We start from the raw sequence: 17,216 nt of genomic DNA, 5'->3' as shown, positions 1-17,216 counted from the left end.
ACCGACAATAAGGCGCGGTGGGACGGCTTTGTCAACGCGTCTTGTCGTCCGCGCTCCTAACCTGCTTTCCTCATTTTGGCTGCTCTGCCAGAGTCTGAACCAGGGCGTCGACACGTCGGGCGATTTCATCCCGCGCAGCTTCATAATTGTCGATACCGAGGGGAACACCCAACCAGTAGGTCACGCTTGCATCGCCCTTCCGCTCGGCCGGGATCGCATCGAACGCCAGAATCCGGCTCGCGCGGCCGGCTTCGTCCGGGGTCAGGGCGCCCGGCGCGTTGGCGGGTTCGAGGCCATCGAGCGCAAGGCCGTCCTGGATGCGAACTGGAACCGATCGGTACGTATCGATGCCGCGCGAGACGGCCGAAAACGATAACCCCCGCTCCTTCGCAACCTTGTTAAAGTAGGCAGCCGCCATCTGACTGTTCACGACGCCATGCCGGCAGACGAAGACAACGGTCTTGTCGTCGGCCGTCGCGCCCTCCGCCTGCACGGAAGGCGATGCGAACATCGCCATCAAGGTAATGAACGCCAAGCCGCAGTGGCTTCTCATTTTTTGCATGACTTGATGCAGATTTGATACTCGGACTTGCACGCCGGCCCGGCATAATTCTTCATGCAGGCCTTCTGCTGCTCGGCGCAATCCTTGCACGATTGCGCCAGCACCGGAACGCCTGCGGCGAGCAGAACAGCCAGGGTGGACAGAGTCAGGACAGCATTTCGCATTTCAGTTCTCCTTCATCTTTCAGTCAGGCGGCGGCGCGACCGATCCGGACTTCTGTCGTGATCGTCCCCGCGCTTCCCCTGCGAGGCGTTGCACCGCCGGCCAATTGATGGCCGCCATGAAGGCGCCGACATAGTCACCGGCCTTGGCTCCATAATCGATGTGATAGGAATGCTCGTACATGTCGAGCGCAAGCACCGGCGTTCCGCCGGCCAGCGTGTGGCAATGGTCCGAAGCCCATTGATTGACGAATTTGCCGTCGCGCGCCGACCATGACAGCAGCACCCAGCCCGAGCCACCGCCAAGCGCCTTGCCCATTGCGATGAATTCCGATCGCCAGCGCTCATACGAACCGAAGTCGCGGGCAAGCGCTTCCTTGAGCTCCGCTGCCGGCTCGCTCTCCTCGCCAAGGCCCTCAAAGAACACCTCGTGGAGGATCATCGAGTTCATGGCGATGAGTTGCTCCCGTTTCAGACCGTTGATCAGGAAGCCGGGCGCGCTCGCAAAGTCGAGGCCGGCAAGCTGCTCCTCGATGAGGTTCAGCCGCTTCACGGCGCCGCCGTAATTATTTTCGTAGTGGCTGATGATCATGCGCTCCGACATGCCGCGGACGCGGCCCGGATCGCAGGCAAGCGGTTTCATCGCGTAGGTCATGGCAGCCTCCGCACGCACGACCTCGCGCACAGTCGCTGACCACGCGAGGCCGCAGGATGAACAGGATTGTCGGAGAGGATCGGAATAGCGACAGACATGATGCGCCCTTGGTGAACAGGACGCGATTCTTGGGCATGTCGCCTCGTGGGGAGATCGCTGTCCCCATACTGCAAATAACGCTTAGACTTTCAAATTGTCAATCGCGAGCCTGCAAGCTCGCCAAACACTGATCGCGCTTGCGGTCGTAACAATCGAGAGTGCGTACCGGCTTCAGTTCAGGACGGCAGCGGTGATCCGAGCTTCTTGAGCCGGCGCAGGTCGCTCGACGCTTCCGCGAGCAGCCAGTCGCGAAACGTCACGATCTTCGGCAGGCTCGCGGTCGCTTTCGGGCAGATGATCCAATAGGTCTTGGTCAGCGGCAGCGACAGGGTGAACGGCCGCACCAGGTGGCCGTTGATGAGATCCCACGCCGCCAGCGTGGTACGCGCCAGCGCAATGCCCTGCCCGTTGATCGCGGCGTCGATCACCATGCTGGCGCGGTTGAGCACCGGGCCGTGCGTCACGGAAGCCTCGCCGAGACCGGCCTCCTGCAGCCAGTTGTTCCAGTCGGCGCGGCTGTCCATGTGGATCAGCGGAAATTTCAGAATGTCGGCCGGCTTGCCGAGCCGGCGGCGTCCGGACAGCAGCTTTGGACTGCACACCGCAAACAGCCGTTCCGCACTGAGCCGCACCGTGTCCAGACCCGGCCAGTTGCCGTCACCGTGGCGCACCGCAAGGTCGACTTCCTCGCGCGCGAAATCGACGTGGTGCAGCGTGGCGGAGACGCGCAGGTCGATCCCGGAATGCGCCTCGGCAAAATGGCCGAGCCGGTGCACCAGCCACTTGGCCGCGAAGTCCGGCGAGGTCGAGACCGTGAGCACGCCGGCGTTCTGCCGCTGCAGCAACCGCTCGGTGCCGATGGCGATGCGGTCGAGCGCGTCGCGCACGACGGCGAGATAGTCGCGTCCGGCCTCGGTGATGACCAGGCGCTGCCGCTCGCGGTTGAACAGCTTGATCGCAAGCTCGGCCTCCAGCGCCTTGACCTGGTGGCTGACCGCGCCCTGCGTGACGCAAAGCTCTTCGGCCGCGCGCGTGAAACTCTCATGCCGCGCGGCGGCTTCGAAGGCTTTCAGGGCATTGAGCGGCGGCAGGCGTGGGCGCATCGCATGACTTCATGAGAAAAACTAGGGCAGGCACGAGAAACGATGCTTTGCGGGGACGCGACCCGCGGCACTATTGAACAGCTCCAGCACAGCATTTCAAGCGAATTGGAGCCCATCATGTCCATCCTGCTGACCGACCTAACGTCGATTCCGCCGGTGCAGGCCGCCGACCCGGCCGCCGCACTTCCTCAATCCAGCTCAGGACGATCATCCCGCCGGCCCGGATGGTGGAACTGGCTCGACCGGCGGCTTCAGCGCATCGCGCTGCGCGAGATCGCCGACGATCCGCATCTGCTGAAGGACCTCGGCATGACCCGCGATCAGGTGTTGCGCGAGGCCGCCAAACCGTTCTGGCGTTGAGAACGAGAGAAGGCTGGAGAACCAGCTGTTTCAACAACTCAATCCAGTGGTGATAGGCTCCGGCCTTCGCTGGGACGACAGCGAAGCAAGCGCGAGCCGCGCTCTCGCCGCATACGGCAACGATCATTGCGAGTATGCAATTACCCCACCGCCTGAAACGTATCCGCCCTCGCCAATGCCCAGGCGTCGCGGAAGCGCGGGTCGTCGGTGCCTTCGAGCAGCTCGCCCGGCCGAAGCGTGGGATAAAGCCTCGCAAACGACCGCACCTCCGTCGCCGACGTCCGCTTCGAAAAATGAATCGGGCGCAGGTCGCGCGGATGCTCGAGTCCCGCAGCGGCGATCAGTTCGGCCAGCGCATACAAGGTCGCGTGATGGTAATTGTAGACCCGATCGACCTTGTGCGGCACCACCAGCGCGCGAGCGCGGCTTGGATCCTGTGAGGTCACGCCGGTGGGGCAGCGGTCGGTGTGGCAGCTCAGCGACTGGATGCAGCCGAGCGCGAACATGAAGCCGCGCGCCGAATTGCACCAGTCCGCCCCGATCGCCATCGCGCGCGCCATATCGAAGCCAGTCGCGATCTTGCCGGCAGCGCCGATCTTGATGCGGTCGCGCGCATTGATGCCGATCAGCGCATTGTGGACGAAGTTGACGCCCTCGCGCATCGGCATGCCCAGGTGATCCATGAACTCGAGCGGCGCCGCACCGGTGCCGCCTTCGTTGCCGTCGACGACGATGAAGTCGGGATAGATGCCGCTTTCCAGCATCGCCTTGCAGATCGCCAGGAACTCCCAGGGATGTCCGATGCACATCTTGAAGCCGGCCGGCTTTCCGCCGGAAAGCCGGCGCATCTCGCCGATGAACTTCATCATCTCCAGCGGCGCGGAGAAGGCCCGGTGGGTCGCCGGCGAGATGCAGTCCTCGTGCATGGCGACGCCGCGGATCTTCGAGATTTCCTCCGACACTTTCGCCGCCGGCAGCACGCCGCCATGGCCGGGCTTGGCGCCCTGGCTGATCTTGAGCTCGACCATCTTGATCTGATCGTCCGAGGCGACATGGGCGAACAATTCGGGATTGAAGCTGCCGTCGCGGTTGCGGCAGCCGAAATAGCCGGAACCGATCTCCCAGATGATGTCGCCGCCCTTCTCGCGATGATAGGGGCTGACGCCGCCTTCACCGGTGTCGTGCGCGAAGCCTCCCTTCCTGGCGCCCGCATTCAACGCGCGCACCGCATTGGCGCTCAGCGCACCAAAGCTCATCGCGGAGATGTTGAACACCGAGGCCGAGTAGGGCTTGGTGCAATCCGGCCCACCGATGGTCACGCGGAATTGCTCTGTGGCGCGCGCCGTCGGCGCAACAGAATGATGCATCCATTCATAGCCTTCGCGATAGACGTCTTCCTGCGTACCGAACGGCCGCTTGTCCAGATCCATCTTGGCGCGTTGATAGACCAGGGCGCGGATATCGCGCGAGAACGGCATGCCGTCCTTCTCGCTCTCGAAGAAGTACTGCCGCATCTCGGGGCGGATTTCCTCGAGCAGGAAACGGATGTGCGCCGAGATCGGATAGTTGCGCAGCACCGCGTGAGGCTTCTGCAGGACGTCGCGGATGCCGAGCACCGTGAGCCCGCCGAACAGAATGATCGGGATCAGCAGCCAATCGAACCACTCGGGATCGAAGATGACTTCCGCGACCAGGAGAGCCGTCACCACAGCGCAGATCGTCAGGACGATGTAGCGTGGCGAGAACGGAAGCAGCAGCGTTTCCATATGAGCCTCGGGCAATTCTGCAGATTATTGTTTGGCCGCGGTTTCGATCCGGCCACCCGAACCACCGAACAGGATATCCGGCCGACGGGATCGTGGATATGACAGCGACATATACGTGCGCGTTCAGGCTATCGTTTCTTGCGGCGGATAATCAATCCGCCCGCCTACGGTCTCTCGAACCGCGGTTGGCCGCCGCTCTATTGCAGTGCAACGAGCCTTGGGGGCGACCCTTGGGGGCGACCCTTGGGGGCGACCGCCGCTAATGGTCGTGGGGCCGCAACTCATGCGGGATTTCCCGCTTCTCGAGGCCGTTCTGCGCGAGCCAGGCGTCGGTGCTGCGGATGGCACGCTCGATGTGATCTGCCGTGCGCGAGAAATCATAGGGTGAGCCTACCAGCGGGCATAGCGGCGGCACCACGTAATATTCGATGCCGGGATCGAGATTTTCGAGCTCGTTGACCAACTGGCGCGCGATCAGCAGCGTCAGCGCGTGCAGCGCGTTGGCGACGGCGCCGACCGGCGGCGCGTTGTTGGCGCAGGCATGTCCGGTCGGCAGCACGATCAGGCGGCGTGCACCCTTTGCGACCGCGACGCGGACCGGTGTGTTGCTGGAGATGGCGCCGTCGGCGAGATAGTAGTCCTTGTAATGGATCGGCGAGAACGCGCCGGGAATCGCGGTCGAGGCCACGATCGCTTCCGATGTCGGGCCGTCCGAGAACACCACGCTGTCGCCGGTGATGATGTCGGTGGTGACGACGTGCACCGGAAGCGGCGCCGCTTCCAGGCGGGAATAAGGAATGTGGTCGTCGATCAGCTTGCGAACGCCGGCATGCGAGATCAGGAAGTCGCGCCGCCACAGGAAGCCGAGCAGCGCGCGCCAGGTGATCGGAAACACGTCATGCCGCCTCAGGCCGCGCCAGACGTCGGCGAGCCGCGCCATGCCCTTCACGCTGGGGTCGCCGGCATAGAAGGCGCCGTTGAGCGCGCCGACGCTGGAGCCGACCACCATATCGGCTGCGATGCCGTGCGCGGCCAGCGACTGCAGCATGCCGACCTGGATCGCGCCGAAGCTGCCGCCGCCGGCGAGGACGAAGGCGGTCTTGACGGGGCCGGCAGCGTCGGATGCGGACACGGCTTCCTCCCTCGCCGCGTCATGGGTGCGCGGCGTTGGGGGAGGTTATAGCAGTGGGTCAGGAAGGCGGGCTAGCGGCCACGCATTCGATGTCATCCCTGCGACCCGTCTACGCCCAAGGCTTCGACGAGGTTTGGTACGAGGCGCGCCGAAGCTTCGGCGAAGGCGGCACGCAGGGACCCATAACCACAAGCGCGGGTTGTCACGCTGGGCTGCGGCTCCAGCGTGCTCAACAACTCGATCCTGTGGCTATGGGTCCCGGCTCGCGCTTCGCTCGGCCGGGACGACAGAAATCAGCGTTCCACGAACGCCTTTTCGATCACGAAATGGCCGGGCTTGTGGTTGGCGCCTTCGGCGAAGCCGCGCGCTTCGAACAGCTGCTTCAGATCTTCCAGCATCGCCGGGCTGCCGCACATCATGATGCGATCGGTGCCGATATCAAGCGCGCCCTGGTGCAAATCGTCGAACAGCTGGTTCGAGCTGATGAGGTCGGTGATGCGGCCGCGGTTGCGGAACGGCTCGCGCGTCACGGTCGGATAATAGAGCAGCTTCTCCTGCAGCAGCGGGCCGAACAATTCGTCGTCGCGCAACTTCGCCACCAGCTCCTCCCCATAGGCGAGCTCGGAAACCTGGCGGCAGCCGTGCACGAGAACGATGCTCTCGAAGCGCTCGTAAACGTCGGGGTCCTTGATCAGGCTGGCGAACGGGGCAAGCCCGGTACCGGTCGACAGCAGCAGCAGGCGGTTGCCGGGCAGCAGATTGTCGGTCACCAGCGTACCGGTCGCCTTGCGGCCGACCAGGATGGTGTCGCCCTCGCGGATCTTCTGCAGCTTGGAGGTGAGCGGACCGTCGGCCACCTTGATGGAGAAGAACTCGAGCTCCTCCTCGTGATTGGCGCTCGCCATCGAGTAGGCGCGCAGCAGCGGCCGGCCCTCGATCTCGAGACCGATCATGGCAAACTGTCCATTCTGGAAACGGAAACCGGAATCGCGGGTGGCTCGGAAGCTGAAAAGCGTGTCGGTCCAGTGGCGAACGGAAAGAACCTTCTCTCGGTAGAACGCGCTCATGTGTTTTCGTTTATCCGTGAAGCTCGACGTAGAACAAACCGTTGCGTGGGCAACGCGGGCAGAGGCAGAAATCCCCGCAAAATCCCGCAAATTTGCGTTGTCCATCGCGCCATCCGGCGCGAGTGTCAACCTCATCTGGTGCGCAAATGAGGGTGCACAATGACAGTCGGTTTATAGGGATTATAGGTTCGATGCGGCGTGATCAGCGTCACGAAATTAACTTGCCGGATTGCACGATCGTACAGAAAGAAATTGCCGTTTTCGCATTGACGGGAGAGAAATGCCTTGCGTCCTGCAGGGAGGAATAGTTGCTATGCAAGGCCAAGAATATTTCTAACTTTGCAGTGAACGGACTGCATCAAGCACGTCCCGAGGGAGAACGCCATGAACGCCACCGTCAACCGTCAGATCCTGCTGGTGGAGAAACCGAGCGGAAAGCTGGGGCCCGAACATTTCAAGCTCGTGAGCGGCGCCGTGCCGGAACCGAAGGATGGCGAAGCCCTGCTGCGCACGCGCCTGATATCGCTCGACGCCGCCAACCGCGCCTGGATGCACGGCGCGACCTATCGTTCGGCGGTGGAGGCCAACTCCGTGATGGCCGGCGGCAGCATTTCGGAAGTGGTGTCGTCGAAGGCGCCGAACCTCGTGCCGGGCGATCTCGTATTCGCCGACACCGGCTGGCAGGATTATGCGGCGCTGCCGGCAAAGCAGCTGACGAAAATGCCGAAGGTCGAGCCGATGTCGTATCTGCTCAGCGTGTTCGGCATCGCCGGCCTCACCGCCTATTTCGGGCTGCTGCATGTCGGCAAGCCGCGGGAAGGCGAGACGGTCGTCGTGTCGGCGGCGGCAGGCTCGGTCGGCTCCATCGTCGGCCAGATCGCCAGGATCAAGGGTTGCCGCGTGGTCGGCATCGCCGGCGGCAAGGACAAGTGCAACTGGCTGACCTCCGAGCTCGGCTTCGACGCCGCGGTCGACTACAAGGACGGGGCGACCTTCAAGGCGCTGCGCGCCGCGGCGCCCAAGGGCATCGACGTCTATTTCGACAATGTCGGCGGCGACATCCTGGAAGCCTGCATCGCGCAGATGAACAATTTCGGCCGCATCGCCTGCTGCGGCGCCATCTCGCAATATGACGGCGTGCCCTCGGCGCACGGCCCGCGCGGCGTGCCGGGCCTCGTCGTGGTGAAGCGGCTGATCATGCAGGGCTTCATCGTGATGGATTACATGGACCAGAGCCAGCAGGCGCTCGCCGAGCTGCAGTCCTGGGTCAAGTCAGGCAAGCTGAAGGTGCAGGAAGACATCATCGGCGGCCTGGAGAATACGCCGGCCGCGCTGATCGGGCTGCTCGCGGGCGAGAATCGCGGCAAGCGAATGGTGCGGGTGTGACGCTCATACACCGTCGTCATGGCCGGGCTTGACCCGGCCATCCACGTCTTTCGCTCGAGAAAGGAAGGCGTGGATGCCCGGGACAAGCCCGGGCATGACGAGTAACTAAAGCCCCGCCGCCGGCGCGTCGGGCACCTTCTGCACGCCGACCTTGTTGCCCTTGCGCGCGGCGAGCCAGTTCTCGAAGCGCTGCACCACGACGAAGAACGTCGGCACGAACAGCACCGCAAGGCAGGTCGAGGCGATCATGCCGGAGAACACGGTGATGCCGATCGACCTGCGCGCATTGGCGCCGGCGCCGGTGGCGAGCACCAGCGGCACCACGCCGAGGATGAAGGCGAACGACGTCATCAGGATCGGCCGGAACCGCGCCCGCGCCGCATTGACCGCCGATTCCAGCAGCGGTTTGCCGTCGCGTACATGCAACTCGAGTGCCACCTCGACGATGAGAATCGCGTTCTTGGCCGACAGCGCGATCAGGAGAATGATGCCGATCTGGGTGTAGAGATTGTTCTCGATGCGCAAACCGTTGAGCACCGCCATCGGGCCGAGCAGTGACAACGGTACCGCCAATATCACCGAGATCGGCGCATACCAGCTCTCATACTGGCCGGCGAGCACGAGATAGACCAGCAGCAGCGCCAGCGCGAAGGCGAAGTAGATCTGCCCGCCGACGACCTTCTCCTGGTAGGACATCGCCGTCCACTCATAGCCGGTGCCGCGCGGCAGCGTCCGGTCGGCGATCTCCTCCATCAGCTTCATCGACTGGCCGGAAGAGTAGCCTGTTGCGGGCAGGCCGATGATGGTGGCGGACGGATAGAGGTTGTAGAGGCTGATCAGCGACGGACCGACCGCCGGCGTGATCTTCGCCACCGTGCCGATCGGGATCATGTCGCCGTTGGAATTGCGCACCATCAGGTTCTCGATGTCGCGCGTGGTGACGCGGAACTGCGAGTCGGCTTGCGTGTAGACCTGGAAAGTGCGGCCGAACTTGTTGAACTGGTTGACGAAGGATGCGCCCATATAGGACGACAGCGTCGAGAAGATCTGGTCGGTGGTGACGTGCAAAGTCTGCGTCTTGATGCGGTCGATCTCGACATTGAACTGCGGCACCATCGAGCGGAACGAGGAGGAGACGCGCTGCAGCGCGCTCTGCGATTGTGCGTTCGATACGATCGCGCCGGTGACGGCCTGCAACTTGGCGAAATCGGAGCTGCCGTCCTTCAGCTCGACCTGCATGGCAAAGCCGGCGGCATTGCCGATGCCCTGGATCGGCGGCGGCGGGATCACCAGCACGCGCGCTTCTGATATCACCGACAGCTTCTCGTTCAGGCCGACGAACAGCGAGCGCAGGTCCTGGCCCTCGCCGCGCGCGCTCCACTCCTTCAGCACGATGTAGGCGACGCCGGCATTGGCAAGGCTCGACGAATTGTCGAGCGCGGAGATGCCGGCGATGGTCATGATCTGGTCGACGCCGGGCTGCCCGCTCGCGATCTCCTGGACCTTGTCCATCACCTTCTGCGTCCGCTCCAGCGAGGCGCCGTCGGGCAGCTGCACGGCTGCCAGCAGATAGCCCTGGTCCTCGATCGGGATGAAGCCGGTCGGCACCCGCGACAGGCCGTAGCCGCCGATGCCGATCAGGATCAGCGCGACGAGAACGGAGACGTTGCTGTGCGCGACCAGGCGATCGATCAGCCGCGCATAGCCGCGCTCCATGCGGTCGTAGACCGCATTGAAGCCGCGGTAGAACCAGTTGCGCTGTTCCGGCGGCACCGGCCGGCGCAGCCACAGTGCGCATTGCGTCGGCTTCAGCGTTGCCGCATTGACGGCCGACAGCAATGCGGTGGCGGCGATGACCAGCGCGAACTGCGCATACATGCGCCCGGTCAGGCCCGGCAGGAACGCGGCCGGCAGAAACACCGAGATCAGCACCAGCGTGATGCCGACGATCGGCCCGAACAGCGCATCCATCGCCTTGATCGAGGCATCGTGCCCGCTCATGCCCTGTTCGATATTGTGCGCTGCGCCCTCCACCACCACGATGGCGTCGTCGACCACGATGCCGATGGCGAGCACGATGGCAAACAGCGTCGACAGGTTGACGGTGAAGCCGAGCGCGGCCATCGCCGCGAAGGCGCCGATGATGGTCACCGGCACGGTGGTCGCCGGCACCAGCATGGCACGCCAGTCCTGCAGGAAGATCAGGATCACGATCAGGACGAGGATGCCGGCCTCGAACAGCGTCTTGTAGACCTCGTTGATCGATTCCTGCACGAACTTGGTGGTGTCGAACGGCGTGTCATACTTGACATCCTGCGGGAAGGCCTTGGCCAGCTCGGCCATCTTCTTCTCGACCGCCTTTTCGACCTGCAGCGCGTTGGCGCCGGGCGACTGGAACACGGCGATGCCGGCGGCCGGTTTCTGGTTCAGCGTGAATACCTGGCTGTAGGTCTGCGCGCCCAACTCGACCCAGCCGACGTCGCGCACCCGAGTGACATCGCCGGAGCTGCCGGTCTTGACGATGATGTCCTCGAATTGCGTCTTGTCGTCGAGGCGGCCGGCGATGTTCAGCGTGTATTGGAACGCCTGGCCCGCCTGTGCCGGCGGCGCGCCGACCTGACCGGCGGTGACCTGCTGGCTCTGCTGCTGGATCGCCTGGATGACGTCCTGCGGCATCAGGTTGCGCACCTGCAATTTGCTCGGATCGAGCCAGACCCGCATCGAATATTGCCCGGCGCCGAACACGGTGACGTTGCCGACGCCCGGCAGGCGCGAGAGCTCGTCGCGGATGCTGATGGTGGCGTAGTTGGACAGGAACAGGCTGTCGTAGGTCGCCTTCGGCGAGGTCAGCGTCACGAACAGGAGGATCGCGGTCGATCGCTTCTGCACCGTGACGCCCTGGTTCTGCACCGAGGTCGGCAATTGCGACAGCGCCGCCGAGACGCGGTTCTGGACCAGCACCTGCGCGAAGTTGAGGTCGGTGCCGATCTTGAAGGTGACCGTCAGCGTGTAGGTGCCGTCGGCGCCGCTGTAGGACTGCATGTAGAGCATGTCCTCGACGCCGTTGACCTGCTGCTCGATCGGCAGGGCCACGGTATCGATCACGGTCTTGGCGCTGGCGCCGGGATAGCGGGTGGTGACCTGCACCGTCGGCGGCACCACATCCGGATACTGCGCGACCGCGAGGCTGTACAGCGACACCGCGCCGAGCACGATCATCAGGATCGCGATGACGTTGGAAAGAACGGGCCGTTCGATGAAGAATTTCGAGATCATGGCCGGCTCCTACTTCGCGGCAGCCATGCCGGGCTCGATCTTCCTTGCCTGCGGATCGACCTTCTGGCCCGGGATCGCGCGCAGCAGTCCGCCGATCACCACCTTGTCGTCCCCTTTCAGCCCGGCTTCGATGACGCGCAAATCGCCGTCGGGCTGCCCGGTCGTCACCTTGCGCTGCTCGACGACGTTCTCGGCGTTGACGACCAGCACATAGCGTCCGGACTGATCGGCACCGAGCGCGGCGTCCGGCACCAGCAACGCGTTCTGCTGCTGTTCGAACGGCACGCGGACGCGGACGAAATAGCCCGGCAGCAGCACGCGGTCGGGATTCTTCAAGATGCCGCGCACAGCGATGGTACCGGTCGACTGGTTGAGCGTCGGCGAGACGTAATCGAGCGTGCCCTTGTGCGGGAATCCCGTGTCGGTCTGCAGCGCGACCTCGACAGGAATCTGCCGGAGCGCCTCCACGGTCATGCCGCGGCGGCGCGCTTCCTCGCGTACCTTCAGCACGTCCTGCTCGTTGACGTTGAAGTTCACATAGATCGGATCCAGCGCAACGATCTGCGCCAGCTGCGTCGGCGACGACACGCCGACGAGCTCGCCGACCGAGACCTGGTGCGCGGTGACGACGCCGTCGAACGGCGCGGTAACGTTGGTGTAGCCGTAATTGACCTGCGCGATCTTGGTATTGACCTGGGCCTGCTGCAGGTTGGCCTGCGCGTTGTCGCGGTTGGCGGTGGAGGTGTCCAGCGTCGATTGCGCAACCGCCTGCCTTTGCACCAGGTCGACCTGACGCTTGTAATCGGCTTCGGCCTGCTTCACCGTCGCCTGCGCGCCGGTTTCTGCGGCCTGCGCCTGTTCGAGCTTGAGCTTGTAGGTCTCCGGCTCGATGGTGAAGAGGGTGGCGCCTTGCTTCACGAAGGTGCCGTCCTTGTAATCGATCGATTGCAGGAAGCCCTGCACGCGCGCGACCAGGTCGACCGATTTCACCGCGGCAGTGTTGCCGGTTGCGTCGAGATAGCGCGTAATGTTCTTCTGCAAGGGTGCGGCGACCTCCACTTTCGGCGGCGGAGGCGGCACAAAAGTGTTTTGCTCGCAGGCGGTTAAGACGACGGCCGCCGTCGCGACCGCCGCCAAGCGCAGCATGGCGCTCGCTCGCAGCCGCAACAGATCGTTCATGTTCGAGTATGCAGGCGTACGAACGTGCCTCATTCCTGTGCCCCGGTTACGACTTTGTTCTCGAAAAGGTTTTTAGTCAGAAATCGGCTGTACGCCATCCCATGAAAGTAGCAACAATCCGCTTGCAGTGGAACCAGAAACCTAAAATGATGCCGCTCGCGAAAGTTGTTCTGCCGACTTAAGCCGGGTCATAAATTCGATCGAAGCGGCGACTTCCTGCGAAAACAAAGGGATTTGTAGAAGATGTTCGACACGTTGAATCGTGATGCGTCGCTCTGCGCTTTGCTCGCGGCCGCCATGCTCGCCGTTGCAACTCCTTCCTTCGCTCAACCGACCGAGGCGCAGAGGGATGCCGTCAAGTCCGCCTGCCGCTCCGACTTCATGGCGCACTGCTCCAGCGTGCAGCCGGGCGGCGAAGCCGCGCTGCAGTGCCTTGCCAAGAACATGTCGAGCCTTTCGGCGGGATGTGCGAGCGCGGTAAAGGCCATCGAGGCATCGGCTGCGCCCAAGAGCGAGCCGGCAAAGACCGGAGCCGCGCCTGCACCCGCCCCCGCCGCGGCGCCTGCCGCTGCGCCCAAGACCGAAACGACGGCGAAGCCCGCCGCTGAGCCCAAGTCCGAGCCCAAGTCCGAGCCCAAGGCTGCGCCCGCGGCTGCGGCGAAGAAGCCGACCGACGCGCAGGCTGCCGCCATTCGCAGCGCCTGCCGCGGCGACTATCCCAAGGTTTGTGCGGGCGTACCGACCGGCGGCGCGCCGGCGCTGGAATGCCTGGAGAAGAACAAGGCCAGGGTCTCGGCCGGTTGCGGCAAGGCGCTTGCTGCAGTCGGCGGCGGTGCTGCCCCGGCTGCGGGCGCAGCTCCCGCCGCCGCGCCCACCGCGATCGTGCTGCGGCCGATGCTGCCGCGCGAAGAGCTGTTCGTGCTGCGCTCGGCCTGCAGCGCCGACATCCGCACCCTGTGCGCCGGCGTCGCCCCCGGCGGCGGACGCATCATGCAATGCATCTCCAACCGCGCCGCCAGCCTGTCGCCGGCCTGCAAGGACGTGCTGGTGCCGTTCATGGTGCGCTAATCCTGCGGCGAGCCGATAGCGTTTCGGAAATCGGCGGTCGCCTGAGGCCGCCGGTTACTCGCCGCCACGAAAGGCGAGGATGAGCTGAACCAGCCGGATCGAGACCGCGATGTAGCACAGCGACATCAGGAGCTGCCACGCCACATGCCAGTTCACCTTCGCGAGCTTGGTCAGCCCATCAACGAAGTTGAGGAGCAGGATGATGACGCCGACCAGCATCACGCCGCGCCCGACAAGGCCGTGGCGCAGATAGCCGAACAGCTGGATCGCCGGCTCCTCGCTCGACACATGCGCGCCGGCCGAGACGATCAGGGTGCCAATGATCAACTTCTCGATATGCGAAAAGGTCTCCTTGTAAACCGGCTCGACATTCGCGGCGTAAAAGCTCAGCCATCTGGCCCTGAGTTCTGCCATGGGTTCTCCTTGCAATGGAAACAGCGAGCGTCACCGAATACAACGGGTCCGCGACTACGAGGCAAGCGGCAGCAGGCCTGACCTGTGGGGTCTGGGGAATCTGGAATGGAAACGACCGGCGTCAAAATACGGCGCTGCGTTTGATCTGACCGCGTAGCCCTCGAAAATTTCTGTGGCGCCCGCTGCCGGGCGGCGCTACATTGCCTCCAAGATTGTAAGTATACTGTCAATTCTCTAGGGAGGGAAGCGTGCGCATCGCCGTGATCGGCGGAGGCCCGGGTGGCCTCTATTTCGCCTATCTCTGGAAGCGGCGGCACCCCGAGGCCGTCATCGAGCTGTTCGAGCAGAACCCGGCAGGCGCCACCTGGGGCTTCGGCGTGGTGTTCTCCGACCAGGCGCTGGAGTTCCTGCGCGCCGACGATCCCGAGACCGTGGACGCCATCGCGCCGCGCATGGAGAGCTGGCGCAACATCACGCTCAATCTGCGCGGCGAGAGCGTCGAGATCGACGGCGTGGGCTTCTCGTCGATCGGCCGGCTGGAACTGCTGACGCTGCTGCAGGCACGCGTGCGCGGCGTCGGCATCACGGCGCACTACGAGACGCAGATCGATTCCATCGACCGCTTTGCCGGCTACGATCTGGTCATCGCCGCCGACGGACTGAACTCGATCGCGCGCCGCGCCTACGAGAAGGAGTTCGGCACCTCGGTCACGCATTCGACCAACAAGTTCGCCTGGTACGGCACGACCAAGACCTTCGCGACGCTGTCGCAGACCTTCGTGACCGCCGAGCGCGGCACCTTCAACGCCCATCATTACCGCTATTCGCCGACCATGAGCACCTTCCTGGTCGAATGCGATGCGGCGACCTGGAACGCTTACGGCTTCGAGCACAAGAGCATCGAGGAATCGCAAGCGATCTGCGAGGAAGTCTTCGCCGATACGCTGGACGGCCACAAGCTGATCTCCAACAAGTCGGTGTGGCGCAACTTCCCCTGGATCTGGAACGAGCGCTGGTCGTACCGCAACATGGTGCTGATCGGCGATGCCCTGCACACCGCGCATTTCTCCATCGGCTCCGGCACAAGGCTGGCGATCGAGGACGCGATTGCGCTGACCAAGGCGCTGGAGGCGGAGAACGACATCCCCGCGGCGCTGGCGCGCTACGAAGCCGAGCGCAAGCCGATCGTGAAGAAGCTCGTCACCGCCGCGCGCACCAGCGCCGACTGGTACGAGCATTTCCCCGAATGCATGAAGCTCGACCTGATGGACTTCACCTACAGCTACATCACCCGTTCCGGCCGCATCGACGATGCGCGGCTGCGCGCGATGTCGCCGCAATTCATGGCCCGCTTTGAAGCGTCGAGGAGATCGGCATGACGCAGGCAATCATCGATCAAGTTCCGCAGGACAGCGCCGGTGCCCGCGAGATCGGTTTCTCGATGCCGGAACAATACAACGCGAGCCGCATCCTGTTCGACAATCTCGCGCGCGGCAACGGCGCGCGGCTGGCGCTGACCGGGCCTGCGGGGACGCGCACCTATGCCGAGCTCTGCGCCGAGGCCGCGCAATGGGGCCACGGCCTCCTCTCGCTCGGCCTGATGCGCGGCGACCGCATCCTGCTGTTCCTCGACGACACGCCGGCCTATCCCGCCGCCTTGTTCGGCGCGGTGCGCGCCGGCTTCGTGCCGCTCCTGATCAACACGCTGACGCCGCCGGACTTGCTGCAGTTCTACCTCTCCGACGCCGGCGCGAAAGTCGCAGTTGCGGACGCCGAGTTCGTCTCGCGCTTCAACGCGGAAGCCTGCAAGGACACCCCGCTGCAAACGCTGATCGTAGTCAATGGCACAGCCGGCGGGCACGCCGCGCCAAAGGCAATTGCCGCCGACCAATGGCTGAAGGACTTTTCGAGCGAGCTCGCCGAAGCCGACACCGGCCGCAACGACATGGCGTTCTGGATGTACTCTTCCGGCTCGACCGGACGGCCCAAGGGCATCGTGCATCTGCAGCACGACATGGCCTATTCCGAGCTTGCCTTCTCCCGCAACGTGCTGAAGCTCAGGCCCGACGACATCTGCTTCTCCGTGCCAAAGATCTTCTTCGCCTACGGCTTCGGCAACGCCATCACCTTCCCGTTCTCGGTGGGAGCGGCAACGTTGCTGCTGCCGGGCCAGCCCAAGCCGGCGTCGATCTTTGCGGCAATCGAGCGTTTTCGCCCGACCGTTTTCTTCGGACTGCCGACGCTATATACCTCGCTGACCAAGGCCGAGAATGCCGCGGCGACGGACTTCTCCTCGCTGCGCATGGCGCTCTCCGCCGCAGAAATCCTCTCGGCGGAAGTCTTCAATGGCTGGAAGGCGCTGACGGGCCTCGAGATCATTGAAGGCCTCGGCTCCACGGAGGTGTTGCACATTTATCTCAGCAACAGCGCGGAGAACAAGAAGCTCGGCGCCGCGGGCCTGCGCGTGCCCGGCTACGAGATCGTGCTGCGCGACAAGGAGGGCCGCGACGTCGCCGACGGCGAGGAGGGAATCTTGTGGGTGCGCGGCGATTCCAACACGCCGCTGTATTGGAACCGGCCGGACAAGACCGCCGAGACCATCCGCGAGGGCGGCTGGATCTACACCGGCGACCGCTTCGTGCGCGATGCCGACGGTTTCCACTTCTTCCGCGGCCGCGCCGACGACCTGGTGAAGATTTCCGGCCAATGGGTCTATCCGCTGGAAGTCGAGCTGTGCCTCGCCGATCATCCAGACGTGCGCGAATGCGCGGTGTTCGCCGCCGAGCTGCCGGACCGCCGCATGACGCTGAAGGCGGTCGTCGTGATGAACGCCAGCGCGTTCGATCAGGGCAACGCCACGCGCAAGCTGCAGGACTACGTAAAGACAAAGCTGCTGCCGTACAAATATCCGCGCGAGGTGCTGTTCATCGACGAGCTGCCGAAGACCGGCACGGGCAAGATCGACCGGCAGGCGTTGTTGAGGATGTA

15 protein-coding genes are annotated in these 17,216 nt (G+C 64.0%); 5 read left to right on the top strand and 10 right to left on the bottom strand.

The features are described 5' to 3' along the window. Positions 1–70: 70 nt before the first annotated feature. The 4 genes from ACT4OC_RS21995 to ACT4OC_RS21980 all read right to left on the bottom strand — a co-directional run bounded on the left by ACT4OC_RS21995 (position 71) and on the right by ACT4OC_RS21980 (position 2,580). Positions 71–535, bottom strand: a complete 465-nt coding sequence (locus tag ACT4OC_RS21995) for a hypothetical protein (RefSeq protein WP_444841142.1) — start codon at positions 533–535, stop codon at positions 71–73. A gap of 14 nt (positions 536–549) precedes the next feature. Beyond that, complete coding sequence (locus ACT4OC_RS21990; protein WP_444841141.1) at positions 550–726, bottom strand: hypothetical protein; 177 nt, start codon at positions 724–726, stop codon at positions 550–552. Between the two features lie 19 nt (positions 727–745). Further along, positions 746–1,378: a superoxide dismutase gene (locus ACT4OC_RS21985; RefSeq protein ID WP_444841140.1), complete on the bottom strand. Its 633-nt coding sequence runs from the start codon at positions 1,376–1,378 to the stop codon at positions 746–748. Between the two features lie 275 nt (positions 1,379–1,653). Continuing rightward, positions 1,654–2,580 carry a transcriptional regulator GcvA gene (locus tag ACT4OC_RS21980; RefSeq protein ID WP_444841139.1) on the bottom strand — a complete coding sequence of 309 codons (927 nt, stop codon included), beginning with the start codon at positions 2,578–2,580 and terminating at the stop codon, positions 1,654–1,656. A gap of 117 nt (positions 2,581–2,697) precedes the next feature. Between ACT4OC_RS21980 and ACT4OC_RS21975 the strand changes: the two genes are divergently transcribed. After that, positions 2,698–2,940 (top strand): DUF1127 domain-containing protein, encoded by a 243-nt coding sequence (locus tag ACT4OC_RS21975; RefSeq protein ID WP_444841138.1) that lies wholly within the window; start codon positions 2,698–2,700, stop codon positions 2,938–2,940. 140 nt (positions 2,941–3,080) lie between these two features. On the opposite strand, the gene ACT4OC_RS21970 is transcribed toward ACT4OC_RS21975, so the two are convergent. From ACT4OC_RS21970 to ACT4OC_RS21960, 3 genes are all read right to left on the bottom strand, one after another. Beyond that, positions 3,081–4,706 (bottom strand): FMN-binding glutamate synthase family protein, encoded by a 1,626-nt coding sequence (locus tag ACT4OC_RS21970; protein WP_444841137.1) that lies wholly within the window; start codon positions 4,704–4,706, stop codon positions 3,081–3,083. 259 nt (positions 4,707–4,965) lie between these two features. Then, complete coding sequence (locus ACT4OC_RS21965) at positions 4,966–5,838, bottom strand: patatin-like phospholipase family protein (RefSeq protein ID WP_444841136.1); 873 nt, start codon at positions 5,836–5,838, stop codon at positions 4,966–4,968. 293 nt (positions 5,839–6,131) lie between these two features. After that, complete coding sequence (locus ACT4OC_RS21960; protein ID WP_444841135.1) at positions 6,132–6,905, bottom strand: ferredoxin--NADP reductase; 774 nt, start codon at positions 6,903–6,905, stop codon at positions 6,132–6,134. A gap of 384 nt (positions 6,906–7,289) precedes the next feature. Between ACT4OC_RS21960 and ACT4OC_RS21955 the strand changes: the two genes are divergently transcribed. Next, positions 7,290–8,291 (top strand): NADP-dependent oxidoreductase, encoded by a 1,002-nt coding sequence (locus ACT4OC_RS21955; RefSeq protein WP_444841134.1) that lies wholly within the window; start codon positions 7,290–7,292, stop codon positions 8,289–8,291. Positions 8,292–8,396: 105 nt separating this feature from the next. On the opposite strand, the gene ACT4OC_RS21950 is transcribed toward ACT4OC_RS21955, so the two are convergent. Both ACT4OC_RS21950 and ACT4OC_RS21945 read right to left on the bottom strand, forming a co-directional pair. After that, a complete protein-coding gene (locus tag ACT4OC_RS21950; protein ID WP_444841133.1) occupies positions 8,397–11,567 on the bottom strand; it encodes an efflux RND transporter permease subunit in 3,171 nt (1,056 codons plus the stop codon). Positions 11,568–11,576: 9 nt separating this feature from the next. Then, complete coding sequence (locus ACT4OC_RS21945) at positions 11,577–12,746, bottom strand: efflux RND transporter periplasmic adaptor subunit (RefSeq protein ID WP_444841132.1); 1,170 nt, start codon at positions 12,744–12,746, stop codon at positions 11,577–11,579. A 243-nt stretch (positions 12,747–12,989) separates the two neighbouring features. Between ACT4OC_RS21945 and ACT4OC_RS21940 the strand changes: the two genes are divergently transcribed. Next, positions 12,990–13,814, top strand: coding sequence for a cysteine rich repeat-containing protein (locus ACT4OC_RS21940; protein ID WP_444841131.1), 825 nt, complete (start codon positions 12,990–12,992; stop codon positions 13,812–13,814). 54 nt (positions 13,815–13,868) lie between these two features. On the opposite strand, the gene ACT4OC_RS21935 is transcribed toward ACT4OC_RS21940, so the two are convergent. Next, a complete protein-coding gene (locus tag ACT4OC_RS21935; protein ID WP_444841130.1) occupies positions 13,869–14,228 on the bottom strand; it encodes a hypothetical protein in 360 nt (119 codons plus the stop codon). Between the two features lie 248 nt (positions 14,229–14,476). On the opposite strand from ACT4OC_RS21935, the gene ACT4OC_RS21930 reads away from it, so the two are divergent. Next, a complete protein-coding gene (locus tag ACT4OC_RS21930) occupies positions 14,477–15,607 on the top strand; it encodes an FAD-dependent monooxygenase (protein WP_444841129.1) in 1,131 nt (376 codons plus the stop codon). Further along, a partial coding sequence (locus tag ACT4OC_RS21925; RefSeq protein WP_444841128.1) for a benzoate-CoA ligase family protein occupies positions 15,604–17,216 on the top strand: 1,613 nt, incomplete at its 3' end. The genes ACT4OC_RS21930 and ACT4OC_RS21925, both read left to right, overlap by 4 nt.

The sequence above is a fragment of the Bradyrhizobium sp. genome, from assembly GCF_052389815.1.
Taxonomy (GTDB): domain Bacteria; phylum Pseudomonadota; class Alphaproteobacteria; order Rhizobiales; family Xanthobacteraceae; genus Bradyrhizobium.
Note: the sequence above shows the minus strand (reverse complement) of the source record. Positions and strands in the feature narration are given on the sequence as shown.

Bases quoted from the DNA above. Each gene is read 5' to 3' on its own strand.
- ACT4OC_RS21990 (WP_444841141.1), bottom strand. From the start codon at position 726: ATGCGAAATGCTGTCCTGACTCTGTCCACCCTGGCTGTTCTGCTCGCC.
- ACT4OC_RS21985 (WP_444841140.1), bottom strand. From the start codon at position 1,378: ATGACCTACGCGATGAAACCGCTTGCCTGCGATCCGGGCCGCGTCCGC.
- ACT4OC_RS21980 (WP_444841139.1), bottom strand. From the start codon at position 2,580: ATGCGCCCACGCCTGCCGCCGCTCAATGCCCTGAAAGCCTTCGAAGCC.
- ACT4OC_RS21975 (WP_444841138.1), top strand. From the start codon at position 2,698: ATGTCCATCCTGCTGACCGACCTAACGTCGATTCCGCCGGTGCAGGCC.
- ACT4OC_RS21970 (WP_444841137.1), bottom strand. From the start codon at position 4,706: ATGGAAACGCTGCTGCTTCCGTTCTCGCCACGCTACATCGTCCTGACG.
- ACT4OC_RS21960 (WP_444841135.1), bottom strand. From the start codon at position 6,905: ATGAGCGCGTTCTACCGAGAGAAGGTTCTTTCCGTTCGCCACTGGACC.
- ACT4OC_RS21955 (WP_444841134.1), top strand. From the start codon at position 7,290: ATGAACGCCACCGTCAACCGTCAGATCCTGCTGGTGGAGAAACCGAGC.
- ACT4OC_RS21950 (WP_444841133.1), bottom strand. From the start codon at position 11,567: ATGATCTCGAAATTCTTCATCGAACGGCCCGTTCTTTCCAACGTCATC.
- ACT4OC_RS21945 (WP_444841132.1), bottom strand. From the start codon at position 12,746: ATGAACGATCTGTTGCGGCTGCGAGCGAGCGCCATGCTGCGCTTGGCG.
- ACT4OC_RS21940 (WP_444841131.1), top strand. From the start codon at position 12,990: ATGTTCGACACGTTGAATCGTGATGCGTCGCTCTGCGCTTTGCTCGCG.
- ACT4OC_RS21935 (WP_444841130.1), bottom strand. From the start codon at position 14,228: ATGGCAGAACTCAGGGCCAGATGGCTGAGCTTTTACGCCGCGAATGTC.